23 protein-coding genes and 2 tRNA genes are annotated in these 25,112 nt (G+C 60.8%); 2 read left to right on the top strand and 23 right to left on the bottom strand.

The window, feature by feature from the left end:
• Positions 1 to 37: 37 nt before the first annotated feature.
• Entirely contained in the window at positions 38 to 490 is a 453-nt protein-coding gene (locus tag ACTQV4_RS02485; protein WP_441569233.1) for a DUF523 domain-containing protein, read from the bottom strand.
• A gap of 75 nt (positions 491 to 565) precedes the next feature.
• A complete protein-coding gene (gene ftsH / locus ACTQV4_RS02480) occupies positions 566 to 2,458 on the bottom strand; it encodes an ATP-dependent zinc metalloprotease FtsH (protein ID WP_195838531.1) in 1,893 nt (630 codons plus the stop codon).
• A 92-nt stretch (positions 2,459 to 2,550) separates the two neighbouring features.
• Here ftsH and ACTQV4_RS02475 point away from each other — a divergent pair, with 92 nt between their 5' ends.
• Positions 2,551 to 3,036, top strand: a complete 486-nt coding sequence (locus tag ACTQV4_RS02475) for a cob(I)yrinic acid a,c-diamide adenosyltransferase (RefSeq protein WP_441569232.1) — start codon at positions 2,551 to 2,553, stop codon at positions 3,034 to 3,036.
• 85 nt (positions 3,037 to 3,121) lie between these two features.
• Here ACTQV4_RS02475 and ACTQV4_RS02470 read toward each other — a convergent pair whose 3' ends face one another.
• The 4 genes from ACTQV4_RS02470 to thyA form a co-directional block, all read right to left on the bottom strand.
• Complete coding sequence (locus ACTQV4_RS02470; protein ID WP_441569231.1) at positions 3,122 to 4,471, bottom strand: MATE family efflux transporter; 1,350 nt, start codon at positions 4,469 to 4,471, stop codon at positions 3,122 to 3,124.
• A 126-nt stretch (positions 4,472 to 4,597) separates the two neighbouring features.
• On the bottom strand, positions 4,598 to 5,512 hold the full coding sequence (locus ACTQV4_RS02465) for a TrmH family RNA methyltransferase (protein ID WP_441569230.1): 915 nt from the start codon (positions 5,510 to 5,512) through the stop codon (positions 4,598 to 4,600).
• A gap of 109 nt (positions 5,513 to 5,621) precedes the next feature.
• Positions 5,622 to 6,140: a dihydrofolate reductase gene (locus tag ACTQV4_RS02460; protein WP_441569229.1), complete on the bottom strand. Its 519-nt coding sequence runs from the start codon at positions 6,138 to 6,140 to the stop codon at positions 5,622 to 5,624.
• 9 nt (positions 6,141 to 6,149) lie between these two features.
• Positions 6,150 to 6,998, bottom strand: a complete 849-nt coding sequence (thyA, locus tag ACTQV4_RS02455) for a thymidylate synthase (protein WP_154515464.1) — start codon at positions 6,996 to 6,998, stop codon at positions 6,150 to 6,152.
• 216 nt (positions 6,999 to 7,214) lie between these two features.
• Between thyA and ACTQV4_RS02450 the strand changes: the two genes are divergently transcribed.
• Positions 7,215 to 7,979, top strand: a complete 765-nt coding sequence (locus tag ACTQV4_RS02450; protein ID WP_154515461.1) for a NifB/NifX family molybdenum-iron cluster-binding protein — start codon at positions 7,215 to 7,217, stop codon at positions 7,977 to 7,979.
• Between the two features lie 116 nt (positions 7,980 to 8,095).
• Here the strand turns inward: ACTQV4_RS02450 and ffh are convergent, their stop codons facing one another.
• The 17 genes from ffh to rpoD form a co-directional block, all read right to left on the bottom strand.
• Positions 8,096 to 9,589, bottom strand: a complete 1,494-nt coding sequence (ffh, locus tag ACTQV4_RS02445) for a signal recognition particle protein (RefSeq protein WP_441041149.1) — start codon at positions 9,587 to 9,589, stop codon at positions 8,096 to 8,098.
• Between the two features lie 10 nt (positions 9,590 to 9,599).
• A complete protein-coding gene (gene ftsY / locus ACTQV4_RS02440) occupies positions 9,600 to 10,517 on the bottom strand; it encodes a signal recognition particle-docking protein FtsY (protein WP_271807278.1) in 918 nt (305 codons plus the stop codon).
• Positions 10,517 to 14,053 (bottom strand): chromosome segregation protein SMC, encoded by a 3,537-nt coding sequence (smc, locus tag ACTQV4_RS02435; RefSeq protein ID WP_441569228.1) that lies wholly within the window; start codon positions 14,051 to 14,053, stop codon positions 10,517 to 10,519. Before smc ends, ftsY begins: the two co-directional genes overlap by 1 nt.
• A gap of 10 nt (positions 14,054 to 14,063) precedes the next feature.
• A complete protein-coding gene (gene rnc, locus ACTQV4_RS02430) occupies positions 14,064 to 14,789 on the bottom strand; it encodes a ribonuclease III (protein WP_154515455.1) in 726 nt (241 codons plus the stop codon).
• A gap of 3 nt (positions 14,790 to 14,792) precedes the next feature.
• Positions 14,793 to 15,035, bottom strand: a complete 243-nt coding sequence (locus ACTQV4_RS02425; protein WP_441569227.1) for an acyl carrier protein — start codon at positions 15,033 to 15,035, stop codon at positions 14,793 to 14,795.
• Between the two features lie 117 nt (positions 15,036 to 15,152).
• Positions 15,153 to 16,169: a phosphate acyltransferase PlsX gene (gene plsX, locus ACTQV4_RS02420; RefSeq protein ID WP_154515449.1), complete on the bottom strand. Its 1,017-nt coding sequence runs from the start codon at positions 16,167 to 16,169 to the stop codon at positions 15,153 to 15,155.
• A gap of 88 nt (positions 16,170 to 16,257) precedes the next feature.
• Positions 16,258 to 16,437: a 50S ribosomal protein L32 gene (gene rpmF, locus ACTQV4_RS02415; protein WP_022094017.1), complete on the bottom strand. Its 180-nt coding sequence runs from the start codon at positions 16,435 to 16,437 to the stop codon at positions 16,258 to 16,260.
• Positions 16,438 to 16,501: 64 nt separating this feature from the next.
• Positions 16,502 to 17,056, bottom strand: a complete 555-nt coding sequence (locus ACTQV4_RS02410) for a YceD family protein (protein ID WP_441569226.1) — start codon at positions 17,054 to 17,056, stop codon at positions 16,502 to 16,504.
• On the bottom strand, positions 17,056 to 17,553 hold the full coding sequence (locus ACTQV4_RS02405; RefSeq protein ID WP_154515443.1) for an ATPase: 498 nt from the start codon (positions 17,551 to 17,553) through the stop codon (positions 17,056 to 17,058). Before ACTQV4_RS02405 ends, ACTQV4_RS02410 begins: the two co-directional genes overlap by 1 nt.
• A gap of 68 nt (positions 17,554 to 17,621) precedes the next feature.
• Positions 17,622 to 18,119: a pantetheine-phosphate adenylyltransferase gene (coaD, locus tag ACTQV4_RS02400; protein ID WP_154515440.1), complete on the bottom strand. Its 498-nt coding sequence runs from the start codon at positions 18,117 to 18,119 to the stop codon at positions 17,622 to 17,624.
• Positions 18,112 to 18,756 carry a 16S rRNA (guanine(966)-N(2))-methyltransferase RsmD gene (gene rsmD, locus ACTQV4_RS02395; RefSeq protein WP_441569225.1) on the bottom strand — a complete coding sequence of 215 codons (645 nt, stop codon included), beginning with the start codon at positions 18,754 to 18,756 and terminating at the stop codon, positions 18,112 to 18,114. Before rsmD ends, coaD begins: the two co-directional genes overlap by 8 nt.
• Positions 18,753 to 20,930, bottom strand: a complete 2,178-nt coding sequence (recG, locus tag ACTQV4_RS02390) for an ATP-dependent DNA helicase RecG (RefSeq protein ID WP_441569224.1) — start codon at positions 20,928 to 20,930, stop codon at positions 18,753 to 18,755. The genes rsmD and recG overlap by 4 nt, the downstream gene beginning before the upstream one ends.
• 10 nt (positions 20,931 to 20,940) lie before the next feature.
• Complete coding sequence (locus ACTQV4_RS02385; RefSeq protein WP_427728121.1) at positions 20,941 to 22,602, bottom strand: DAK2 domain-containing protein; 1,662 nt, start codon at positions 22,600 to 22,602, stop codon at positions 20,941 to 20,943.
• 27 nt (positions 22,603 to 22,629) lie between these two features.
• A complete protein-coding gene (locus tag ACTQV4_RS02380; RefSeq protein ID WP_187361832.1) occupies positions 22,630 to 23,019 on the bottom strand; it encodes an Asp23/Gls24 family envelope stress response protein in 390 nt (129 codons plus the stop codon).
• A 161-nt stretch (positions 23,020 to 23,180) separates the two neighbouring features.
• Positions 23,181 to 23,255: transfer RNA gene (locus tag ACTQV4_RS02375), tRNA-Asn, on the bottom strand.
• A 33-nt stretch (positions 23,256 to 23,288) separates the two neighbouring features.
• Positions 23,289 to 23,363: transfer RNA gene (locus ACTQV4_RS02370), tRNA-Asn, on the bottom strand.
• A 342-nt stretch (positions 23,364 to 23,705) separates the two neighbouring features.
• Positions 23,706 to 25,049: an RNA polymerase sigma factor RpoD gene (rpoD, locus tag ACTQV4_RS02365; RefSeq protein ID WP_370450567.1), complete on the bottom strand. Its 1,344-nt coding sequence runs from the start codon at positions 25,047 to 25,049 to the stop codon at positions 23,706 to 23,708.
• Between the last annotated feature and the right edge of the window lie 63 nt (positions 25,050 to 25,112).

Here is a 25,112-nt window from a genome sequence, read left to right as displayed (position 1 = left end):
GGCGACCATCTACTCGATGGCCGCCCCCTTTCATTTGCTATTCCAACATGCTCGGGTCAAATTCACTTGCGGGAATCACGCGATACCCGTGGCGCAGGAGCAGGTCGACGAAAACGCCGTTACCCGGTATGAGCGTGCCGCTAAAGGTGCCATCGTAGATGCGACCTGCACCGCACGAGGGGCTACGGTCCTGTAAAATGCACGCGGCGATCTCTTCCGGCCCGCCCGCCTGCTCGCACATGTCGAGTGCGCGCTCGGCACCCAAGCGAAACTCACGATCGACCGAGACGCCCTCGCAGGTACGGACTTCGCCGTTCACAATTTCGGACGGCTTGCGCGGTGTGGGCAAGCCGCCAAAAACCTCAGGGCACACGAGGAGCACCTCGGTTCCCGTGCGCTCGCAAGCCTCGACCAGCTCGCGATGGTAATTATCGAGCCCGTTATACTTGCAGCTCTCGCCCATCAAGCAGGCACTTACCACGATCTTCATATACAACTCTTCCCAAGCGAAACGCCCCATTTGAGATGGACACTCAAATGGGGCGAAAGCACTGCGCAACTAGTATTACTGCTGCTTTGGCATCAGCGGATTCTCACGCGTGAGGAGATTCATAAACTCCTCGCCCGTGATCGTCTCCTTCTTGTACAGATAACGAGCCAGCTCGTGGAGCTTAAACTTGTTCTCCTTCAGGATCTGCAGGGCGCGGTCGTGCGCATCCTCGATCAGCTTGGCGACAATCGCGTCCACGCGCTCGGCCGTACCGGGGGCGCAGGTGAGCGACGTATCCTGGTTAAGGTACGCGTTCTGCACGGTACCGAGCGCCATCATGCCAAACTCATCGGACATACCAAAGCGCGTCACCATGTTACGGGCGAGCTTGGTGGCCTGCTCGATATCGTTGGCGGCGCCGGTCGTCATCTCGCCAAAGATGAGCTCCTCGGCAGCACGGCCACCGCAATAGACGGCGAGCTTGTCCAGGATCTCCTGGCGCGTGGTCAGGAAGCGCTCATCCTCCTCGACCTGCATGGTGTAGCCCAGAGCGCCGCTCGTGCGCGGCACGATGGTGATCTTTGTGACCGGCGCAGAGCCCTTCTGGCGAGCGGCAACGATGGCATGACCGATCTCGTGGTAAGAAACGACCTGCTTCTCGTGGTCGGACAGCACCGTGGACTTGCGCTGCTGACCGGCGATGACGACCTCCACCGACTCCTCAAAATCGTCCTGCGTGGCGCGCTTGCGACCCTCGCGGACGGCTCGCAGGGCGCCCTCGTTGATAATGTTGGCCAGGTCGGCGCCCGAGGCACCGGGCGTGGCGCGGGCAATCGCGGTCAGGTCGATCGGCGGCTGCGTCTTCACGCTCTTGGCGTGCAGCTCAAGAATGTTCTTACGGCCGGTCAGGTCGGGCAGCTCAACGGGGATGCGGCGATCAAAACGACCGGGGCGCAACAGGGCCGGGTCAAGGCTGTCGGGACGGTTGGTGGCAGCGAGGACGACGATACCCTTGTGGTTATCGAAGCCGTCCATCTCGGTCAGCAGCTGGTTGAGCGTCTGCTCGCGCTCGTCGTTGCCACTAAAGCCGCCGCCGTCGCGCTTCTTGCCAATAGTATCGATCTCATCGATAAAGACGATGCACGGGGCCTTTTCCTTGGCCTGCTTAAACAGATCGCGAACCTTGGCGGCGCCGCGGCCGACGAACATCTCGACAAACTCAGAGCCCGAAATACTAAAGAACGGCACACCCGCCTCGCCGGCCACAGCCTTGGCAAGCAGAGTTTTACCGGTACCCGGAGGGCCGACAAGGAGGGCACCGCGCGGCAGCTTGGCGCCAATCTCCTCGTAGCGCTGCGGCTTCTCCAGAAAGTCGACGACCTCCTTGAGGGACTCCTTGGCCTCTTCCTGGCCAGCGACATCCTTAAAGGTCACGCCCACATCCTTGGAGGCAATCACGCGCGCGCCGGACTTGCCCAGTCCACCGCCGCCAAAACCGCCGCCGCCAAAGTTCATCGACGGGCCGTCATCACCCATGGCCTTCTTCATGCGGCGGTTGAGCCACCAGCCGATCAGGAAGAAAATCGCCATAGGAAGAATGAGGGTGAGCAGGTAGTAAGTCATCAGACCCGAGTTCTTATCGGGAACGACCGACTCAAGCGAGGCGCCAGATTCAAGCACGCGATCGGTAAAGCCCGCATCATTCGGCACACCGGTCGTCTTGTAGGCGATGTTCTCGTCCTCGCCCTTCTTGGTGTAATAAATCGAGTAATCGTCCGTGTTGTACTCGACCTTATCGACGCTCTTCTTGTCGAGCGCTTTGACAAACGTCGAGTAATCGGTCTTCGTAATCTGCTGCGTGTGACCGATGTTGGGGAACAGAACGGTCGAGAGCACGAGGTAGACGACGAAGGCGATGAGCACGTAGAGGATCATATTCCGTCTACGTTTGTTGTCATCCATCTCCATCTGCTTGAACTCCATCTACTGGGGTTGATAATGCTAACTAGAATACCCAACCCGGCCGGCGATAAACCGACACCGGGCACGAAAGGACAGAGATGGCATCACTGGAAGTCGGCAAGGTTCAAATCTATACGGGCGACGGCAAGGGCAAGACGACGGCTGCGCTGGGGCTCGCGCTGCGCGCCACGGGCTATGGACTTAACGTGCTCATGCTTCAGTTTGCCAAGAAGCTGCACTGCGCCGAACATGACGCAGCTCCTCGATTGGGACTTTGCATCGTACAAGCCGACCGCGACACGCCCGAAGCCTGTGCCGCACAGATTATGGAGCTGGCGCGCGAGCAGATTAGCCAAGTCGACGTGCTGATCTTGGATGAGCTGGGAGAAGCCATGCGACGGGGCTTTGTGACGCGCGAAGATGTCGAAGCGTTGATCGCGACGAAACCAACCACCACGGAGCTCGTGCTCACTGGCCGCGGCTTGCTGCCCCTCGCCGACCTTGCCGACCTCGTAACCGAAATGCGCCCCATCAAACACTACTTCGACGAAGGCCTCCTAGCCCGCCAAGGCATCGAATACTAATTGATCCAAAGGGGACGGAGGAAAACGAATCATCGACATCACCACGGAGAGCAATGATCCGTTTTCCTCTGTCTCATACGGATCATTAGGCAGTAGCGCGGCCTAGCCAGTTGCCGCTGTGGTGGTAGATGGTGAACATCGTGGCCGTGATGAGCCAGGTTACGGGGTAAACCAGCAGCAGGAGCTCAAGCGACGGATCGAAAGGCATGATCGCAAACACCCAGATCACCCTGAGCACGACGGTGCCGAAAATCGTGAGAATCATGGGCTGCAAGCTCACGCCGGCACCGCGAATGGAGCCCGACGCGTTTTCGATAATCGAGAAAATCGCATAGAACGGCGCAATAAAATGGATGATGGTCGTGGTGTACGCCGAGATCGAAGCATCGTCGACAAACAGACGCGACAGAGGACCCGAGAACACCAGCAGCACGGCAGACAGGCCACCAATGAGCATAAACGACAGCACGAGCGACGTATGGTAGCCCTTGCGCATGCGCTCGTAGTTGCGCGCGCCAAAGTTCTGTGCCGAGAACGTGGTGATCGACACGCCAAGCGCCTCGGTAACCATCCAGACAATGCCATCCAAGCGGCCCGAAAGACCCCAGGCCGTGGTGACATCGGCACCAAACGAGTTGACCGACACCTGAATCAAGACGTTGGAAATCGAATACGCAGCAGACTGAAAGCCAAGCGGCAGACCACACGAGATCATGCTCTTGCAAATACCAGGATCAATGCCGAGTTTGGACAGTGAAAGCCGCCACGCACCCGGTGCGTGCATCATGCGAATCACGATCATCGTGGCGTTGGAGCAAATGGTCAGCGCCACCGCGATGCCGCAGCCCAGAGCCTCCATATGAAGCACGGCAACGAAGATGACATCCAGTACCACGTTAATGAGGCAGCCGGAAGCGATGATCACGGCAGGGCCACGCGTGTCGCCCACGGCACGCAACAGCGCGGTGCCCATATTGAGCAGCAGCGCCGCAACCATGGCGGCAAAATAGCAACGAGCATAGGCCACACCCTCGGCCAATAGTTCATGCGGCGTATTCATAAGCACCAGCATGGGCTCAACGAACACTATGCCCAGAATCGAGACGACGATACCGCCCACCAGAGCGAGCGTCATGGCCGTATGGACCGAACGACTCAGTCGCTCATCATCGTGCTGGCCAAAATACTGACCCGTAATAACAGCACAGCCGGCGCCAACACCGACGCAAAAACCGATGCAGAGCTCCGTGAGCACCATCGTGGCCTGGATGCCGCCCAACGCGAGCTTTCCGCCAAACTGACCGACGATATAGGTACCGATAAGTGTGTAGGCCTGCTGAAAGAACGAACTAAAGAAGATGGGAACGCACAGCGAAAGCAACTGCTGCCAAATAACACCCTGTGTTACATCGATAGCCGTAGATTTCTTAGCCACACGCCCTCCCCACCAGCGCACGTCAAACAACAAAACGTCAATTTTATGACCAAAGCCGACACCAGCTTAGCACCGACCGGCGTCAACCGAAACACCCGGACTCAGAGCCCCGTGCAAAATATCTGCCTAGTGATACAGTCCCGGCTGGTAGTGATACTCGTTGCTCACGTGCGGACACAACTGCCAAAAAGCGACAGCACTCGCCGCGGCCACGTTGAGCGAATCGACCCCGTGCGCCATCGGAATACGCACAGCCCGGTCACAGCCCGCGATGGTCTTGGCGCCCAGGCCGGCGCCCTCGGTGCCCATAAAGATCGCCAACCGGTCAATCTCCAGCAACGCGGGATCGTCCAACGAAACCGAATCATCCGTCAATGCCATGGCGGCACACGAAAAGCCGGCATCGTGCAGCGCCGCCAGCCCATCATGCGGCCATACGCGCGCCTCGCTGCCAATGCGCGTCCACGGCACCTGAAACACCGTGCCCATGCTCACGCGGGCCGAGCGGCGGTACAGCGGGTCACAGCAAGTGGGGCTCACCAAAATGCCATCGACATTCAACGCTGCCGCCGAGCGGAAAATCGCACCCACATTAGTATGGTCGACAATACCCTCGAGCACGCACACGCGCACCGGGCGCTCACCCGCCACCTCGACGACGCCGTCCAAGAACTCATCAACCGGAATCTGACGCGGGCGACGGAACGCCGCGAGCGCACCACGCGTCACGTTAAAGCCCGTCAACTGCTCCATGAGCTCCATGGAGGCCACGAACACAGGAACCGGACCTGCGCCCTCGCGTACAACCAGACGCTCGAACAGCGGCATCATCTGATCGAGCCAGCGCTCACCCAAAAGAAAGCTCACCGGCTCGTATCCGGCACGCACCGCACGCTCGATGACCTTGGCGCTCTCGGCGATAAAGATGCCCTTTTGCGGCTCCAGCACGCAGCGCAGCTCGCGCTCCGTCAGTCGCACGTAGGCGTCGAGCCGCTCATCATTAAGGGAATCGATTCGCAGCACCTCAACGGCATCAGTCATAGCAGCCAGCCCGTACCCTTCTTTACAGCACATCTATACCAAACGAGGCGACGCTAAGCGCCGCCCCATGCATTCAATCAACCCGATGATACCGTTCACGCCAGACGATTTAAGCATCAACGCGACGATATGTCACGAACTCATAATCGAGGCCTTCGTCACCCTCGCCCGCGGCAATCGTGGCAACCCCGTCGCGCCGCGCAACTTCCCACGCAGGATCGACATCCAAATTGGGAAAATACGTGTCCACGGGATGGACACAGTGGTTATGCGTGACCTCGGCCTCCACGCAGTACGGCAAAAACTGCCGATAGACATCGCCGCCACCGATCACCCAGGCAACGGGCTCATCGGCAACCGCGGCGAGCGCCTCATCGATACTATGCACCACGTCGACGCCCTCGGGAGCAAAGCCCTCGTCGCGCGTGAGCACAATGTTGCGACGGTTCTTAAGCGGACGCCCGCCGGGAAAACTCAGCAGGGTCTTGCGTCCCATAATGACCGGACAACCCTTGGTGCACGCCACAAAATGGCGCATGTCGGCACGGTTGGACACGACCATGTCACCCTCGCACCCAATGCCCCAGTCATCGCACACGGCGACAATGGCAGAAAGCTTACACGTCATGCGCGTCACCTACACCGCAATGGGGATGTTCTTGACCTGCGGGCCGTGCTCATAGCCCTCAACGATCAGATCATCAGTCGTAAACGCGTAGAAATCATGCACATCGGGGTTGAGCGTTACCTTGGGCGCGGCAAACTGCGGACGCTCGATAAGCTCGCGGACGATATCGACATGACGGTCGTAAATATGGGCATCGGCGATCACATGCAGCAACTCGCCAGCGATCATATCGACCGACTGCGCGACCATCATCAGCAAAATGGCGTACTGGCACACATTCCAGTTGTTCGCGGCCAAAATGTCCTGGCTGCGCTGGTTGAGAATCATGTTGAGTGTGGGCTTGTCATCCTGCGGGCGCTGCGTGACGTTATAGGTCACGCTGTAGGCGCACGGATACAGGTGCATCTCGGACAGGTCGCTAAACACGTACGTATTGGTCATGATGCGGCGGCTGTACGGCGTGTGCTTAAGGTCGTACAGCACGCGGTCCATCTGGTCAAAGTCACCCTCGGCATAATGGCTCTTCTGCCCAATCTGGTACCCGTAGGCCTTGCCGATGGAGCCGGTCTCGTCGGCCCACTCATCCCAAATATGGCTGTTGAGGTCATGCACGTTATTGGACTTCTTTTGATAGATCCACAAGATCTCGTCCATGGCAGATTTGAGGGCCGTACGACGCAGGGTAAGCGCCGGAAACTCCTCACGCAGGTCGTAGCGTGCCGTAACGCCAAAGTTTTTAATGGTATAGGCAGGGGTGCCGTCCTCCCACACCGGACGAACCTTTTGGCCCTCGGTAGTGGTGCCATGGTCCAGAATATCGCGGCACATGGCTACAAACTGTTGATCAGCTTTGCTCATTGACCCTCCTGTCAGTCGCCTATAAGCGATTTTTATTGTAGCCCAGGCGCGCAGCATCGAATTGCACACTTGGGGCGGCACACGCAATGCACGGCAGTACGGCACCGCATTCGCAAATGCTGTAGCTTTAGCTTTTTTGACATATGCCAAAAATAGCTTGAACGGTTTCGTATACGCGCTATCCTATTGTTGACATATGTCAGATTTGGAGAGTGTATGGCAGGAAGACGCGAAAAATTGCGCCGTGTTGGGATCATTCCCGAATATCGCGGCTTTACCCCTGACGGCCTTGCCAGCGGAGACGCCATCGACATGACGGTCGATGAGCTCGAAGTCCTACGGCTTTGCGACCTGGAAGGCCTCAATCAGGAGGCCGTCGCCCAGCAAATGGGCATCGCCCGTGCCACCGTGGCGGCCATCTGCAGCCGCGCGCATCGCAAGGTGGCAAACGCGCTGGTCAACGGGCGAGCACTTAGTATCGAGGGCGGCAATATCGCATACTCCCCCACACCTACGACGACGGCCATATGGCCAGCAAAGGAGGTCGGCACCATGAGGGTGGCAACGACGTACGACAACGGCAACATCTTTATGCACTTTGGCCGCAGCGAGCAGTTCAAAATCTATGACATCCAGGATGGCAAGGTACTCAACGAGCAGGTCGTAGGCACCGGCGGCACTGGTCACGGCGCCCTAGCGGGTCTGCTCGCCAACGGTGGCGTCGATACGCTCATCTGCGGCGGTATCGGCGGCGGCGCCATCAACGCGCTCACCCAGGCAGGCATCACGGTCTATGCGGGCGCCCAGGGCAGCTGCGACGCCTGCGTCGAGGCCCTCATTGCCGGCACGCTCGCGCAGACCGGCGAGGCCACCTGCGACTGCCATGGGCACGAGCACGAGCACGCCCACGAGCATGGCGAGTCCTGCGGCTGCCACGGCCACCACGACCATGATGGGCACGAGGGCTGTGGCTGCCACTAGTGGCAAGCACCTCAACGTCAACACGCTTCCGCGCGTGAGAAAACCTGCGAACGAACGGCGAAGGCCGCCTGGAGTACCATCCAGGCGGCCTTCGCCATACTCGACTCAACCAGTCGTTACTTTTTATTACGCATCTGCGCTTCCATCTGGCGCAGCAGGTCCATATCGGACTTGGGACCACCTGTTCCCATGCCACCCAGGCCACCCAGGCCGCCCATGCTGCCCAGACCCATGGCATCCAGACCGGGAATATTGGGCATGCGCATCTTTTTGCCTTTTTTACCCTTCTTGCCCTTCTTGCCGCCGGCTTGCGCCTGGTTGGCCATCGAGCGCATGCGGCCCATCATCTTGTTCATCTCGCCCCACTGCTTCATAAGGCTATTGACCTCGGTGGGGGTCACGCCGGCACCCTTGGCGATGCGGGCGCGACGCTGGCCGTTGATGATGGAAGGACGCAGGCGCTCCTCCTTGGTCATCGACATGATGATGGCCTCGTTCTTGTCGAAGATGCCCTCATCCAGGTTGCCGCCCATCTGGTTGAGCGCGCGCTGGCCGCCGGGAAGCATGCCCAGAATGCCCTTCATACCGCCCATCTTCTTGACGGCCTTCATCTGGTCGAGCATGTCGTTCATGGTAAAGCCCTCGCGCAGCATGCGCTCGGCAGCCTCGAGCTGCTCGGCATCGGCTGCCTCCTGGGCTTTCTCGATAATGCCGACGACATCGCCCATGCCCAAGATGCGCTTGGCCATGCGGTCGGGATAGAACGGCTCCAGCGAATCGGGCTTCTCGCCCATGCTCACGAACTTGATGGGCTTGCCGGTCACCTGGCGCACCGAAAGCGCGCCGCCGCCACGGGCATCGCCGTCGAGCTTGGAGATGATCACGCCGTCAAAGTCGGTGCGCTCGGCGAAGGTCGAGACAACGTTGACGATATCCTGGCCGGTCATGGCATCGACGACCATCAGCACCTGATCGGGCTTGACGGCCTTCTTGATGTCCACGGCCTCCTGCATCATCTGCTCGTCGATCTGCAGACGACCGGCGGTATCGACGATGACCACATCGCGCAGGTGGTCGACGGCCTCCTGGATGGCGCCCTTGGCAATATCGACCGGGTGCTCTCCGTCACCGCGAAAGACCGGCACGCCGATCTCTCCACCAAGCGTGGCCAGCTGGTCGGCAGCGGCGGGACGGTAGACGTCGCACGCGGCGAGCAGCGGCGAGCGGCCCTGCTTCTTGAGCAGGTATGCCAGCTTTACAGCCGCCGTGGTCTTACCGGAGCCCTGCAGGCCCACGAGCATAATGACGTTGGGAATGCGGTTGCTAAAGACGAGCTTGCTCTCGGTGGAGCCGAGCATCTCGGTGAGCTCGTCGAGCACGATCTTGACGACGTTTTGCGCCGGCGTCAGCGATTCCATGACCTCGGCGGTCATGCAGCGCTCCTTGGTCTTGGCGACAAACTCCTTGACGACCTTAAAGTTGACGTCGGCCTCGAGCAGCGCCATGCGAATGTCGCGCATGGCCGAGGTGATATCGGCCTCGGTCAGCTTGCCCTTGCCGCGCAGGCGGTCAAATGTGTCGTTGAGGCGATCGCTCAGAGAATCAAACACTGGTCACTCCTTAGTTGGACTCGCCCACCAGGGCGCGGCAGAAATCTTTGGCATTAAACTCCTGCAGGTCATCGACCTGCTCGCCCACGCCCACGCGCAGGATCGGGAGCTTGAGCTTCTCGGCCACGGCCATGGCGATACCGCCCTTTGCCGTGCCGTCGAGCTTAGTCATGATAATACCGTCCAGACCCAGCGCCTCATTAAACTCGAGCGCCTGGTTCAGGCCGTTTTGGCCCGTCGCGGCATCGATCACGAGGACGACCGAGACGGGCATGGGGCCGGCGGCCATATTGGCGGCGCGCTTACGCGTCACGTTGACCACCTTGGCAAGCTCGCGCATGAGCTCGGGGCTCGTATGCAGACGGCCGGCGGTGTCGATGAGCACCAGGTCGCTGCCGCGCTTATCGGCCTCGTCGAGCACGTCGTAGCAAACGCTTGCCGGGTCTGAGCCGCGGTCGCGCTTTATGACGGGGACGCCGGCGCGCTGGCCCCACACATCGAGCTGTTCGATGGCGGCAGCACGGAAGGTATCGGCCGAGCCGATCACGACGTTCTTGCCACGGGCAGCCATGGCGCTCGCGATCTTGCCGACCGTAGTGGTCTTGCCGGCACCGTTGATGCCCACAAACAGCACGCAGCTCGGCGTGTCGGCGAACGGATCGCGCTCGACGGGTACAAAATGCTGCTCGAGCTGCTCGGCCAGGGCCCGACGGAGTTGCGGGGCGGTCTTGAGGTTCTTCTTGGCCGCGGCATCGCGCAGGTCGTCGGAGACCTGGATGGCGACCTCGGCACCCATGTCACCCATGACGAGGGTGTCCTCTAGGTCCTCCCAAAAATCCTCGTCGACCTCGCCGCCAAAGTAAAAGACCTCGTTGAGGGCCTCGCGGCTGCGCTCAAGTCCGCGCGAGAGAGCATCGAAGAATCCCATTATGCATTCACGACCTTTCCGGTTTCGCGATCGAGTTTTTGCGAGACGACGCGACTGACGCCGTCAGCTTGCATCGAGACGCCGTAGAGGACGTCAGCGTCCTCCATAGTACGGCGCTGATGCGAGATAACCAAGAGCTGCGTATCGGAACGCAGCACGTCGAGCGCGCCGATGAGCTTGGACAGGTTGGCGTCATCGAGCGCCGCCTCGACCTCGTCCAGCACATAGAACGGCACCGTACGCGTGCGATACACGGCAAAGAGCAAGGCGAGCGCCGTCAGGCTCTTCTCGCCGCCCGACATGAGCATCATCTTGGTGATGCGCTTGCCGCGCGGCTGCGCCACGACCTCGATGCCCGTCTCGGCCGGGTGCTCGGGGTCGGTCATCTCCAGATGTGCCTGGCCACCCGGGAACAGCATGGCGAAGATCTCGCGGAAGTTCGCATCGACCTTTTCGAAGGTCACCAAGAAGGCTTTGCGCATCTTGCGGTCGATGGCCACGGTAATCTTGGTGAGCGCCTTGCGCGCGCTCTCCAGATCGGCCAGCTGCTCCTCGATGTAATCGGCGCGGCGCTTGAGCTGCTCGTACTCCTCCATGGCAACCTGGTTCACAGGGCCCAGGTTGTTGATCTGGCGCACGAGCTGGTTGAGCTCGCGCTCGGCGGCGTCGCGGTCGGTGGGAGCAGGAAGCATGAGCGCTTCCTCAAGCACGGTGGTGCCATCGGCGGTAATGGCCTTGATGGCCGCCTCTACCTGCACCTCGAGCTTGCCGCGCGCGACCTTGAACTCGTTTTGAGTCGCCGTGGCGGCATCGACCCGCTCCTTGGCGCGGGAGACCTCGGCCTTGGCATCCTCGATGGTTTTCTTGAGCGAAGCCGAGTCTGCCTCCTCGAGTGAGGCCTGGTCACGCAGGCGCGCAGCCCAATCAGATGCACGCTCCAGCAGGGCCGAATAGCGCTCGTGCATAGGATCGACACGCAGGCGCAGCAGCTCGAGCGAGCGCGAAGCCTGACGTGTTCCGCGGATACGGCGGTCAATGCCCTCCAGGCGATGCTCCAGATCGGGCACGCGGCCCTTCAGCGAACGCAGGCGCTCGCTCGTCTGGGCCAGGCGCACCTTGGCATCGGCGAGCTTACCGGCTGCCTCGGAATCGTCACGGCGCACGCGATCGAGCTCGTCGTTGGCTTCGGCAATCTGGAGACCCAGGTCGCTTGCCTGCGCACGGGCCTCGTCACGCGAACGGGTGAGCTCGTCAACGCGCGGGCGCGCGGCGTTCACGGCCTCCGCCGCCTGCTCGCGGCGCCTGGAGATGCGCGCACGCTCGACCTCGGCGTTGTTGGCGCTTTGCTCCAGGCGGCCAATCTCGGAGAGCAGCGAGCGGCGCTCGCCCTCAAGACGGGCGATCTCGCCGGCGGCATCACCCTCGGCGGCACGCGCCTCCTCGACGGCCGCATTGGCCTCGGTAACCTGGTTCGACACATGCTCAAAAACTGCAGCCAAATCGGGCTCCAGGCCTTCGAGCTCGCGAATGCGGCGCTTCCGCTCCAGGGCACCCGAGGCCTCGCCGGCATCGAGCCCCACGCGCACCAGGCCACCAAAGCTCACGCGAGCGCCATCGGGCGTCACATAGGTCACACCGTCAACGACTGGTGCCGCCAGCGCACAAGGCAAGTCATCGACCACGTAATAGCCGCCGAGCAGCGCCTCGACAATCGGGCCATAACCGGCACGCACGGACAGGCAATCAACCAGACGCGAACCGGCAGCGCCCTCGGCAGCAGCAGAGCCGCTCACACCACGCGCCACCAGCAGTGCCTCGCCCGAGGCCTTCTTTTGGTCTAAAGCCGCACGACCGGCACGCTCAAGCGTGGCGGCGTCATCAAACAACAGGGCATCGATATCGCCGGCAAGCAGCTGCTCGACCAGGCCCTCAAGCTCAAGCGGCGCCTCGAGCACGTCGCCCAGACGGCCCGTTACGTCATCGCCCAATGCCCCTACCAGACGGCTCACCAACGGCGAGCTATCGGCCATACGGGCATCGAGCTTCTTTTGGCTCGCAAGCTCAGAGCGCACCTCGGACAGCTTGTTGCGCGACTCGCTCTCACGGGCGCGCAAGTCCTTCAACGCCGCACGGGCGACCTCGGTGGCCTGGCGCGCATCGGCCTGGGCTTGGCGAGCCTGATTGAGCGCGCCGTCGAGCTCCTCGGCGCGGTCGCGACGGCTCTCGAGCGAGGCCGTGACCTCCTCGAGCTGCTCGTCAATCTGCTCCAGGCGCGAGGCATACATGTTGTCCTCGACCTCGGCATTGCTCAGCGAGTCTTTCACCTTGGCAAGCTCGAGCGCAGCCTTGTCGGCCACGCGCTGCACATCGCGTTGCTCGCGCGTAAGCTGCGAAATCTGATTGTCGAGCGCAACACGGCGCTCGTGGAGCTCGGCGGCGGCAGGGCCGGCGGCGTCAACGTCGTCCTGGGCTTGCATGTGCGCACCGGTCACTTCCTCAAGCTGGGCACGTGCATCCTCGAGCTCCTCGACCACGCGACGACGCTGATGCTCGGAGCTCGAAATCTGGCCGCGCATATCGGACAGGCGCGACACCATATTGTGGCCCTTTTCCTCGAGCAGGCGCATATCGGAGTTAATACGGCCGACCACATCTTGCATATGACGGCGCTGTTCGCCCAAGTCACCCACAAACAGGCCCTTTTCCTCGAGCATCACCTGGAGCTTCTCGAGCTCGCGCTCCTTTTCGCCCAAGCGGTACTGCGCAAGCTCCAGCTCGGCGGCACCCTCTTTGGAACGGCTCTCCAGATCGTTCCACTGCGACTGCAGCGAACGAAGCTCGTCAACGGCCAGCATCTGCGTAAGCTCGTTCGCGCGCGAGGACAGCTCTTTGTACTTGCGCGCGCGATCGACCTGACGCTCCAACGGTCGCAGCTGACGGGCAATCTCCTTATTGATGTCGCGGGCACGAGTAAGGTGCTCGTCCATCGACTTAATCTTTTTGAGCGCACGCTCCTTGCGGCGCTTGTGCTTGGAAATGCCGGCAGCCTCCTCGATAAGGACGCGGCGCTCCTCGGGACGGCTCTGCAAAATGGCATCGAGCTTGCCCTGGCTGATAATGGAATGCGTATCCTTACCCAAGCCCGAATCGTGCAAAATGTCCTGGATATCCATCAGGCGGCACGGACTCGAATTGATGAGGTATTCGCTCTCGCCCGAACGATACATGCGGCGGGTGATAGCAACCTCGTCAAAGTCGACAGGCAGCACATGGTCCGAGTTATCGAGCACCAGCGTGACCTCGGCAACGCCCACCGGCTTGCGCGCCGACGAGCCCGAGAAGATGACGTCCTCCATGGCCTGGCCGCGCAGCTGCTTGGCGCTCTGCTCACCCAGTACCCACAGAATCGAATCGGAGATATTCGATTTTCCCGAGCCGTTAGGACCGACGATGACGGTCAGGCCCGGCTCAAACGTCATATGGGCGCGGTCGGCAAACGACTTGAACCCTTTGAGCGTAAGGGACTTGAGATACACGGTTCCTCGCTTAAACGGGCTTCTTGTTGAGAATCACACCGTTGGTGGTGTAACCCATGCGGTCGAGCGCCTCGAGTGCAGCGGCTCCCTCGGCCTCTTTCTTAGAGGCGCCGGTGCCGCGGCCCTGACGGATACCGTCGACAAGCACCACGGCGGTAAAGGTGGGCGCATGTGCCGGGCCCTCGGAGCCTACCAGCTTGTATGCCGGGGGCTCGTGACCGTCTGCCTGCACGCACTCCTGCAAGAACGACTTGGGGTTCGCGGGGTGCTCGGCACGCTCGGAGGCCAAATGGGGCTTAAGCGTGCGGTGGATGAACTCCGCCGCCGCATCCCAGCCGGCATCGAGGTACAACGCACCCACGAGCGACTCATAGACGTTCTCGAGCGCCGAGTTAAGGCCGCGCGCGCCGGTACCGGTCTCGGAGGCACCAAAGATGATGATGTCGTCGATGCCCAGCTCGTGCGAAACCTCGGACAGCGTGGCACCCGAAACAAGCGATACCTTCAGACGCGTGAGCTTGCCTTCATCGAACTCGGGATAAGACTCAAAGAGCGAACGGGCAACCACGGCGCCCAGAATGGAGTCACCCAAAAACTCAAGCCGCTCATAGCTGGCAGAGACCGGCTGCCCCTCTACTGCCGAGGGGTGGGTGAGCGCCGCGCGTAGCAGCACCTTGTTATTAAACTCATGGCCCAGGATTTCCTGAGCGCGCGTGAGTCGTTGAGATAAAGCCAAGACCTAGGCCTCCCTGGCGTTTTCGATAGCGTCGACGGCGTCGGCAACGGAGGTAAGCGACAACAGGGTCTCGTCATCGATCTCGAGGTCAAACTCGTCCTCGATGGCCGTCACCAGCTGCAGGCGCTCGAGCGAATTGGCATCGAGGTCGTCAAAAGTTGTCTCATCACTGATCTCGGCAACGTCAACGCCCAGCACGTCGGCAGCGAGCTCGGCGATCTTGTCAAAGATTTCGGAGCGATCCATAGCGCATCCTCTCATAAGTCGTGGAATACAATGTGTCGCGCGGGCGGAAGCCGCATTGCAGCACGGCTCCGATTCTACCCCACGATGCATAGCTTGAGCCACGTAACGGAGCTCTTGCTAAACGATACCTTCCATGGAATTGGCAATGCTTTCGATAAGCCCGGCTCGAACGGCCTGAGCCGCGGCGAGCGTACCGTTTTTAACGGCTTCGGCCGACGTGGCGCCATGGCCAATCAAAACGACGCCGCGAAGGCCCAGCAGGATCGCGCCGCCCTTGGCATCGCCCGAGAGCTTGGCTTTCATCTGGCGCATCTGCTTTTTGATGAGCAGCGCGGCGATCTTGGTACCGAGCGAAGACATAAAGGCGCCCTTGAGCTCTTGCAGCAAAAACTTGGCAGCGCCCTCGGTTGCCTTGAGCGCAATATTGCCCGACATGCCGTCGGCGACCACAACGTCAAAATTGCCCGACGTAAGATCGGTGCCCTCGCAGTTGCCCACAAAACCGGGGACCGCGGCTTTCATAGCCGGGAAGCACGCCTTGGTAAAGTTAGAACCCTTCTCGTCCTCGGTGCCGTTGCCAAGCAGGCCCACACGCGGATGTTCGATGCCCAGGACCACGCGGGCATAGGCTGCACCCATCTGGGCAAAGCGGACCATGTCGTCGACCTCGACATCGGGGTTGGCCCCCATGTCACATAGTACCGTAAGGCCACCGGCACGGTTGGGCAGCGCATTGGTGAGGCATGGGCGCACCGGCTGCTTCTTACCCTCTACCAAATATCTAAACGGCGTCACGTAGGCGGTGGCGGCAGCCGTCATGGCGCCGGTCGACCCCGCGGAGAAAAACGCGTCCGCGTTGCCCTTCTTAATAGCACGGCAGGCAAGCACAATCGAAGACTTACGCTTGGTCATCACGGCGCGGATGGGATCGTCGTCCATGGCGATGACATCGGGGGCCTCCAGAGCCTCCACGCGCGCGTGCGCCGCGGCAAAGGGGTTGACGATATCGGCGGGGCCAACAGCGATGACCTCGATATCGGGATCGGCGGCAAGTGCGGCCTCAATACCGTCGAGGACAACTTGGGGCTTCTCGTCTCCGCCCACAACGTCTACACAAACGCGAACGTTACTCATTTCAAGTGCTCCTTATACAAAAATGGCCGACTCATTGAGCCGGCCATTGTGGTTCCAGTTGGAACGGCATCGTATCCAGAGTATACAGTTACTCGGTAACGATAACCTCGCGGTCCTTGTAGAAACCGCAGCTGGGGCACACGTGGTGCGGGAGCTTGACAGCGCCGCAACGGGGGCACGTGGACTGAGCCGCAGCCGAGATCTTCATGTTGGCGGAACGACGGGTATGGGTACGGATACGACCCTGCTTTTGTTTAGGTACGGGCATAGTGACCTTCCTTATGAACTATCCAGTGTGGCGATTACGCGCAAGTAGCGATACTACCACATTTTTACTCATCAAGATTGAGATTCTTCAATGCTGCAAATGGATTTTCCGTGGCAGCGGCCCATTCGGCCTCGGCCTGGGCGGCGCAATCGCATTGCTCGACGTTGAGATTGATGCCGCAGGTGGGGCACAGGCCGCGGCAATCGGGCTTGCAGAGCACCACAAACGGCGTGTCCATGACAACGGCGTCGTTAATGGGCTCCCCCAGATCGACAATGCGGTCCTCGCCCAAAAGCTCGTAACCGTCCTCGTAGGCCTCGGGATCCTCGGGCTCATCAAAGAGGTAGAACTCCTCGATCTCGCCGGCGATATCAAACGAGGCGAGCTCAAGGCAGCGGTCGCATTCGCCGGTGACGTGCGCTCGAACCATGCCGGAGAGCAGAACACCGGTGCCCGCATTGGTAAAAACCACGTCGTAAGCAATGCCGTCCTGCAGCTGGTACTCCTTCTCGCCCACCGTGTAGGTGGCGACATCGACCTTGCCGGTCAGCGGATACGAGTCTCCGGGAAACTCAAGCTGCTCGGAAAGATCGACGGTAACGCTCGGGAACTCAGCCATTACCACTGACCGTTCTGCTGGGCGGCGCCCTCGTTGAGCTGCTGACGGCAACGGGTAACGGTGCCGGTCAGGCTCTTGAGGTTCTCCTCGAGGTGCGTAAAGACCTGCTCGGCATAATCCTCGGCCGCATAGCGCGTCTCGCGCTCGTACTGCTGGGCACGATCACGGATATCGTCGGCCTGCTGCTGCGCCAAGCGGACGATCTCCTGCTCACCGGCAATGGTGAGTGCCTGCTGCTGAGCATCGGCAATGATGGAATCGGCCTGAGCGGCGGCGGAAGCCATAAGCTCGTCGCGCTCCTTGAGGATGCGACGGGACTTCTGCCACTCCTCGGGGTAGCTCATACGGATCTCGTCAAGGATGTTAAAGAAGACGTCGGCATCGATAACCTTCATCTGGGCATTCTTGCCGAACGGCGTCTTAGCCTCTTCGATGAGCCCCTCGAGCTCCTCGACAAGGCTCACGATCCTGTCGCCAGGAAAATTCTCGCCCGGCATCCGGTCTCCTTTCATAGGTAACATGTCATCGTGTTAGTTTACCACATGCCATCAGGCAATATGAAACGTCACGAAAAGCGATGTTTAAGCGCTTCGACCACATTGGGCGGCACAAACGTCGACACATCGCTTCCGAGCGATGCGATCTGACGAACCACCGAGCTCGAGATATAGCCGTACTGCGGCGCACTCATGACAAAAATGGACTCAAGCTCGTTGTCCAGGCGATAGTTGAGGTCCGCCTGCTGCAGCTCGTACTCAAAGTCGGTCATGGCGCGCAGGCCCTTGACCACAGCACCCGCACCCTGCTCACGGGCAAAATCGACCAACAGGCCGGTAAAGGGCAGTACCTCGACACCGTCAATATCGCCCAGGGCCTCGCGGGCCAACGCCACGCGCTCATCGAGCATAAAGGTAGTGCCCACGCCGTTTTTGCCCTGCGACTCCGCCACGGCGACAATCACGCTGGGAAAAATGCGGCGGGCGCGGCGGATTACATCGATGTGACCAAACGTGATGGGGTCAAACGTACCCGGAACGATCACGCGGTTGATAGTGTCATTCATGGGTATCCTCCAAAGGCACGTCCTCGTCAATATCGCTGTCATTAGCATGGTCGCACTCGTCCGCGGCCATCCAGCGCAGCAAGTCAACCGAGGTAATGCCGTAGCGTTTCTCTCGCACGGTCTCAAAACCAGCTGGATGAGCGCCCGCGTCGCTTGCGGCATGCTCAAACAGGGCAAAGGCCCCTGGTGCCAGCAAGCCCTGCTGGGCAAGATTGCGCAGCAGCTCCTCGACCGGCTCGGCACCAAAGGCATAGGGTGGATCGAGCAGGACCAGATCAAAGGGGCCGCCCGGAACACGGCCGCGCGAGGCGCTCGCCAACACATCGCCGGTAACGACGCGCCAACGCGAGCGGTCGCGACACAGCGACTCGATATTCTTAGTGATCAGTCGGGCGGCATTGCGATCGATCTCGAACGTGATGAGCGAGCGAGCGCCGCGCGAGAGCATCTCGATTCCCAGGGCACCGGAGCCGCCAAAGGCATCCAGCACGCGGACCTCGTCCAGATCGAAATCGAATACCGACATGACCATGGACGCACATGCCTCGCGCACGCGGTCGGTCGTGGGACGGGTGACATCGCGCCCACGCGGCTCTTCGATCTTGCGGCCGCGCCATTCACCGCCGATGATTCTCATCCTCCGCTGACCTCCTTGAAGATATGTCGATAACGCGTGGCGACCGCATCGCGCAAGGGACGCGTCGCCACGGAGTCAAGGTTGCAAGCATACCGCAAGAGCTCGACCGCGTCCAAATGGGCCCATTCGATAAGATCCTCGTCGGCGTCCAGGTCCACAAAGCGCAGGGTCACACCGCCATGTTGGCGATAACCCAAAATTTCGCCCTCGTGGCGCAAACGCAGGTCCATCTGCGCAAGTGCAAAACCGTCAGAGGTCTTTTCGAGCGCCCGCAGGCGGTCTTGCGCAGCAGACACACCGCCATTGCCCTTGGAATGCGTCATGACCAGGCACGTGCCCGACACGCTGCCGCGGCCCACGCGGCCTCTAAGCTGATGCAGGGCCGCCAAGCCAAAGCGCTCGCCGTTCTCGATAACCATGACGGTGGCGTTAGGTACGTCGACGCCCACCTCGACCACCGTAGTCGAGACGAGCACGTCGATCTCGCCGCGCTTAAAGGCGTCGATCACGCGGTCCTTCTCCCCCGCCGGCATGCGGCCGTGAAGACGCTCGACGGAAAGCCCCGGCAATGCCAGACGCAGGCGGTCGAGCTCGGTCGCGGTGTCGTGTAACGGCACGGGCACCGTCACGCGACCTTCATCGTCGCGAGCAATGCCGGGAACGTCTTCCAAATCGTCCGCGGAGTCACTCGGCTCCACAAGCGGGCAGATAACGTAAGCCTGCTGTCCTTGGGCATGCGCCTCGCGAATGGCACCGTAGGCCAGGTCGCGGCTCGACTCGGTGAGCACGCGCGTCGAGACGCCGGCCCCGGGAACGGGGCGATGACGAATGATGGACGTGTCCAGGTCGCCATAGACCGAAAGCGCCAGTGTGCGCGGAATAGGCGTGGCCGTCATAACGAGCAAGTCCGCACCTGGGCCTTTGGCACGCAGGGCATTGCGCTGCCCCACGCCAAACCGATGCTGCTCGTCGATAACGACGAGTGAAAGATGTTTAAACGTTACGTTATCCGAAAGGACCGCATGGGTACCAAAGAGCACATCAAGCTCACCAGACTGCAGCTGTGCATGGATGCGCTCGCGCTCGGCGGCCGGGGTAGCACCCGTCAGGAGCGCCCAGGACATACCGGCCTGCGAGAGCAAAGGGCCGGTCTTATCGGCATATTGACGCGCCAGCACGCCCGTGGGTGCCATGACGCAGGACTGGGTACCCGAATCGGCCGCGACTGCCAGCGCGCAGGCGGCGACGGCGGTCTTGCCGGTACCGACATCGCCCAGCAGCAAGCGGTTCATCACGTGGTCGCCATCGCACATGTCATGCAGGATGTCTTGGAACGCGGCCTCCTGCTCGTCGCTCAGCGAAAACGGCAGGGCCCGCCTAAGCGCCGTCAAATGACCACCCGCGGTATGGGTGTAGGGAACCACCTCGACCATACCGCCGTCGTTGCGCAGACGAAGCGCCAGCTGAAGATAGAGGCATTCCTCATAGGCAAGCCGTGCGCGCGCGATATCGCGCTCGGCCATACTCGAGGGAAAGTGAATCGAACGCAGCGCACGGGCGCTGCTCATAAGGCGTCGCTTGGCGCGCAGGGGCGCGGGAATCGGGTCGAAGGGATTGCCGACAATCTCGAGCGCGCCGCTCACGATACGGCGCATCCAAGCCTGGCTTACACCGTCGCTCACATAGTGAACCGGAAGGATGGTGCCCGCGGCACGCCCGTCCTCGAGCTTTTCGAAATGCGGCGAGGCCATCTGCTTAAAGCCGTAGGCAAATTCGACCTTACCCATCACGGCCAGGCGGTCGCCCTGCTTGAGCTGCTGGGCAATCCAGGGCTGGCGGAAAAAAGCGACTTGCAGCACGCCCGTCTCGTCCACAAGCGAGACCTCGGTAACCTGCATGCGCGGGCGGGGCTGCTTTTGAACGATACGATCGACCGTGGCGACGATCGTGCACACCGCACCGATAGGCGCCATCTCGATGGACCAGGAGCGTGTAAAGTCCAGATATCGATGAGGGATATGGAGAAGGAGGTCCCCCACCGTCCTAATTCCCAGACGGCGAAGGGCCTCCTCACGTTTACCCGAAACATATTTGAGTCGCGCGATATCCTCGTCGAGCGCATTGCTCTGGGCAAAGCGCTCCGAGACGCGCGGCACGGAGCACAGCTCGGACATGGGCAGATGCCTACTCGATCGAGAAGATCACGGGATAGAGCGGCTGCTCGCCACGATGGGCGTCAATCTCCAGGTCGGGCTGAGCCTCCTCGATGGCGTCGACGATCTCCTGGAAGGCCTCATCGGACAGCTCCTCGCCGGCCAGAATCGTCAGCGCGTCGCCCTCCTCTTCCTCCTGCATGCGGTTGATGCAGTCGAGCGTGACCTGCTTCACATCGGAGCCGACCACGTCGATGGAGCCGGCAATGATACCCATGACGTCACCGGAGTGAATCGGCGAGCCGTCAGAGGCGCTGGAATCGCGCACGGCACGGGTGACCTCGCCATCGCGAACCTCGCTGATGGCATCGACCATGGCGGCGACGGCGTCCTCGAGCTCGGAATCGGGCAGCACCGCGAACAGAGCGGAGAACGCCTGCGGAACGGTCTTGGTGGGAACCACGGCGACCTTTTTGTCGGTGCAGGCAGAAGCGGCAGCCTCGGCAGCCATACGGATATTGCCGTTATTGGGCAGGATGATGACCGAAGTCGCGTTGACCTGGTCCACCGCGCCCAGCAGGTCGGCGGTCGAGGGGTTCATGGTCTGGCCACCCGAAACGACCACGTCAACGCCGAGGGACTTGAGGATGTCGGCCTCACCGGAACCGGCGGCAACGGCGACAAAACCCAGGGCCTTGGCGGGCTCGGCGGCCTTTTGCTGGTCCTCGTGGATCTTAGCGGTACGGTCGTGGGCCTCCATCTCCATGTTGTGGATAAAGACCTCGTAGATCTGGCCAAGCTGCAGCATGTGCTCGAGCACCAGGTTGGGGGTGTTGGAGTGCACGTGGATCTTGTAGTCGGGGTAGGCGCCCACGAGCAGCTCGCAGTCGCCCATGGAACCCAGGAACTTAAGGCACTCGTCCTCGTCAAACGGGGCGTCGGCCTTAAAGAGGAACTCGTTGCAGTAGCGGAACTCCGAGCCCTCCCAGTCGTCGTTGGCCTCGATCTCGACGCGACCGAGGGCCGCATCGCGGGCAGAGCCAGCGGAATCAAACGTTGTGGAGAAATCCTCGACAACGGTGCTGCGGCCCAGAGCAGCGGCAACGAAGTTTTCCAGGAAGATGGCGAAGCCAAAGGCGCCGGAGTCGACCACGCCGTTCTCCTTCAGAACGGGCAGCAGGTCGGGCGTGCGAGCCACAGACTGGTAGGCCTCGACGACGATGGCGTCGAGCGCGTCCTCGGCCGAGAACTTCTTCTTCTCGCACTCGTCGGCCTTGGTCGAGACGTCGCGCAGGACCGTAAGAATCGTGCCCTCGATGGGCTTGCGGACGGCCTGGAAGGCGACCTTGACGGCGCGACGGAAAGCATGCGCGATGTCGGCAGACGTGATGGGCTCATCGGCAGAGACGAGGCCCTCGGCCACGCCGCGCAGGATCTGCGAGGTGATAACTCCGGAGTTGCCGCGGGCGCCCATGAGGGAGCCGTGGGTGATGGCGCCGGCGATGGCCTCCATATCGGCATCGGCGGGAAGGGCGGAAAGCTCCTTGGTCACCGAGGCGAGCGTGAGCGACATGTTGGTGCCGGTGTCGCCGTCGGGCACGGGAAAGACGTTGAGTTTATTGATCTCCTCGGCCTTGTCGGAAACGGCAGCCGCAGCGATCGGAAAACAGGTGCGAATGGTCTTTACAATCATGAGTATTTGAATCTCCGTTTTCGGATGCTAGTTCAGACGGCTCTTGAGCGCGTCGATGTGAATGCCGATCTTAAGGCTGGCGGGATCGATCTGGGCGATCTCCTGCAGGGTGAAGGCAACGGAGCTCGAAAGATTGTGGCAGACGGACTTCATGTTGACGCCGTTCTCGAGCACGACGTGAAGGTCGACCGTAAGGCCGTTCTCGTCGGCGGAGACAAGCACGCCCTTGCGGAGGCGCTGACCGGCAAGCAGGCGCACGCTCTCGGCGCCCTGGAGCTGCTCGGCCATACCGACGACGCCATAGCACGTCATCGCGGCATAACCGGCAATATCGGCAATAACGTCGTTCGAGACGCTCAGGCTGCCGTTAATGGTCTCAGACACAAGAATCTCCTTATCTGGTGCTCGCGGCACCATGTCGTGGGAGCAATCATTGCAATATTCTACAACGACCGCGCCATGTTGAGGTGGTGGGTCGCGGGATTACATCCTCGACACGAAATGTTGATATGGCAACGTTTGCGTTAAGCAATCGCGGCATGAAAAAACCCGCCACAAAAGCGACGGGTTTTACAATCTGGCTCCCCGGGTAGGACTCGAACCTACAACAGCGCGGTTAACAGCCGCGTGCTCTACCATTGAGCTACCGAGGAATTTAAAGCCCAGCAGATTGGGCTGAGAAATTCTGGCTCCCCGGGTAGGACTCGAACCTACAACAGCGCGGTTAACAGCCGCGTGCTCTACCATTGAGCTACCGAGGAATAGGTGCATGCTCTCAAGCAACGAAGTTTATTATACGGACGAATCAGCTCAGGGCAAGAACTTTTTTGAGAAATTTTCCGACCCAGTCGTTGGGGACGTTCTTAAACGACTAGTCATTCAAGAACGTCCCCAACGACTAATTAACCAGACGCCCAGGGTAGTCTTTTTGGGACGGGGCTTTTTTAGCTACCCTATCTCAATGAGCGGCTCAAGCTTTAAAGGCCCCAGATTGGGTAGCTAAAAAAGCCCCGTCCCAAAAAGACTACCCGTGCCCCAACTGCCGGCCCTTGTTACATGAAAGCGCCCTCAAGCGGATGTGCTTGAGGGCGCTTCTTGCTTAACTAGCTTTCGATATAGTCTTTGAGCTTGCTGCTGCGGCTGGGGTGGCGGAGCTTGGCCAGGGTCTTGGACTCGATCTGGCGGATGCGCTCGCGCGTGACGCCAAACTCGCGGCCGACTTCCTCGAGCGTGCGGGGATGTCCGTCGACAAGTCCAAAGCGCAGCTCAATAACCTTGCGCTCACGATCGGCAAGCGAGTCGAGCACCTGGGTGAGCTGCTCCTGCAGCATGGAGAAGCTGGCGGCATCGGGCGGAACGATGGCCTGGGAGTCCTCGATAAAGTCGCCCAGCTGGGAATCCTCTTCCTCGCCGATAGGAGTCTCGAGCGACACGGGCTCCTGCGAGATCTTCTGAATCTCGCGGACGCGGTCGGCACTCATGTCCATCTCGGCACCGATCTCCTCGGGGGTCGGGTCGCGACCCAGATCCTGGAGGAGCTGGCGCTGCACGCGGACAAGCTTGTTGATGGTCTCGACCATGTGCACGGGAATACGGATGGTACGGGCCTGGTCGGCGATGGCGCGCGTGATGGCCTGACGGATCCACCACGTAGCGTACGTGGAGAACTTGAAGCCCTTCTGGTAGTCGAACTTCTCGACGGCGCGGATCAGACCGAGGTTGCCCTCCTGGATCAGATCCAGGAACAGCATGCCGCGACCGACGTAGCGCTTGGCGATGGAGACGACCAGACGGAGGTTGGCGCTGATGAGCGCCTGCTTGGCCTCGAGGCCCACGTTCTCGATACGAGTCAGACGACGCATCTCGGCGCGGGTGAGCTCGATCTCGCCCGCCTCGGCGGCCTCGAGCTTCTCGGTGGCCTCGAGACCGGCCTCGATCTTCATGGCCAGATCGACCTCTTCGGAGGCGGTCAGCAGGTCGACTTTGCCGATCTCCTTAAGGTACATTCGAACCGGGTCACCGGTCAGCATCACCGTGGAGGCATCGATGCCACGCACGCGAGAACGCGAGCGGGACGTGCGGACGGTGCGCTTCTTTTTGCTCTTGCAAGAACCCATCTCGGCATCGGCCTGACGGGCCATCTTAAGCTCGTGATCGTCGAGCGAGCCGGAATCGTGCTCCTCGTCGTCATCGAAATCGTCGGTATCGTTATCGTCATCGTCGACGTCCATGGGGGCGTCGTCGTTTCCGCTCGCGGAGATAATCTGGATGCCGCTGTTGCGCAGCGCGGAATAGACCGCGTTGAGCTGCTCGTCAGAAACATCGATATCCTTCAGGACGACCTGGATCTCGTCCTCGGTTACCGAAGTCCTGTTTGAGCCGTTGCCCATGAGCTTAGCAACGTAGGATTCCAGCCCAGTACCCGTGCTCTCAGTCTTATTTGGCACAGATTCTCCCTTCGTAGTCCACAGGACACATTACTTTAGCACACACTTACACGTCTATACCCA

The organism is Collinsella sp. LCP19S3_B11, from assembly GCF_052121915.1.
Classification (GTDB): domain Bacteria; phylum Actinomycetota; class Coriobacteriia; order Coriobacteriales; family Coriobacteriaceae; genus Collinsella.
This window is presented reverse-complemented; position numbering and strand designations above follow the sequence as displayed.

What these genes read in the sequence shown, in the direction of transcription:
- ACTQV4_RS02425 (WP_441569227.1), bottom strand. Translation starts at nt 15,035, where the DNA reads ATGGATCGCTCCGAAATCTTTGACAAGATCGCCGAGCTCGCTGCCGAC.
- ACTQV4_RS02465 (WP_441569230.1), bottom strand. Translation starts at nt 5,512, where the DNA reads ATGACTGATGCCGTTGAGGTGCTGCGAATCGATTCCCTTAATGATGAG.
- ACTQV4_RS02460 (WP_441569229.1), bottom strand. Translation starts at nt 6,140, where the DNA reads ATGACGTGTAAGCTTTCTGCCATTGTCGCCGTGTGCGATGACTGGGGC.
- coaD (WP_154515440.1), bottom strand. Translation starts at nt 18,119, where the DNA reads ATGAATGACACTATCAACCGCGTGATCGTTCCGGGTACGTTTGACCCC.
- ACTQV4_RS02485 (WP_441569233.1), bottom strand. Translation starts at nt 490, where the DNA reads ATGAAGATCGTGGTAAGTGCCTGCTTGATGGGCGAGAGCTGCAAGTAT.
- recG (WP_441569224.1), bottom strand. Translation starts at nt 20,930, where the DNA reads ATGTCCGAGCTGTGCTCCGTGCCGCGCGTCTCGGAGCGCTTTGCCCAG.
- ACTQV4_RS02380 (WP_187361832.1), bottom strand. Translation starts at nt 23,019, where the DNA reads ATGGTGCCGCGAGCACCAGATAAGGAGATTCTTGTGTCTGAGACCATT.
- ACTQV4_RS02475 (WP_441569232.1), top strand. Translation starts at nt 2,551, where the DNA reads ATGGCATCACTGGAAGTCGGCAAGGTTCAAATCTATACGGGCGACGGC.
- ftsH (WP_195838531.1), bottom strand. Translation starts at nt 2,458, where the DNA reads ATGGAGATGGATGACAACAAACGTAGACGGAATATGATCCTCTACGTG.
- ftsY (WP_271807278.1), bottom strand. Translation starts at nt 10,517, where the DNA reads ATGGGATTCTTCGATGCTCTCTCGCGCGGACTTGAGCGCAGCCGCGAG.
- ACTQV4_RS02450 (WP_154515461.1), top strand. Translation starts at nt 7,215, where the DNA reads ATGGCAGGAAGACGCGAAAAATTGCGCCGTGTTGGGATCATTCCCGAA.
- thyA (WP_154515464.1), bottom strand. Translation starts at nt 6,998, where the DNA reads ATGAGCAAAGCTGATCAACAGTTTGTAGCCATGTGCCGCGATATTCTG.
- ACTQV4_RS02405 (WP_154515443.1), bottom strand. Translation starts at nt 17,553, where the DNA reads ATGCCGGGCGAGAATTTTCCTGGCGACAGGATCGTGAGCCTTGTCGAG.
- plsX (WP_154515449.1), bottom strand. Translation starts at nt 16,169, where the DNA reads ATGAGTAACGTTCGCGTTTGTGTAGACGTTGTGGGCGGAGACGAGAAG.
- ACTQV4_RS02410 (WP_441569226.1), bottom strand. Translation starts at nt 17,056, where the DNA reads ATGGCTGAGTTCCCGAGCGTTACCGTCGATCTTTCCGAGCAGCTTGAG.
- rpmF (WP_022094017.1), bottom strand. Translation starts at nt 16,437, where the DNA reads ATGCCCGTACCTAAACAAAAGCAGGGTCGTATCCGTACCCATACCCGT.
- rsmD (WP_441569225.1), bottom strand. Translation starts at nt 18,756, where the DNA reads ATGAGAATCATCGGCGGTGAATGGCGCGGCCGCAAGATCGAAGAGCCG.
- ACTQV4_RS02385 (WP_427728121.1), bottom strand. Translation starts at nt 22,602, where the DNA reads ATGATTGTAAAGACCATTCGCACCTGTTTTCCGATCGCTGCGGCTGCC.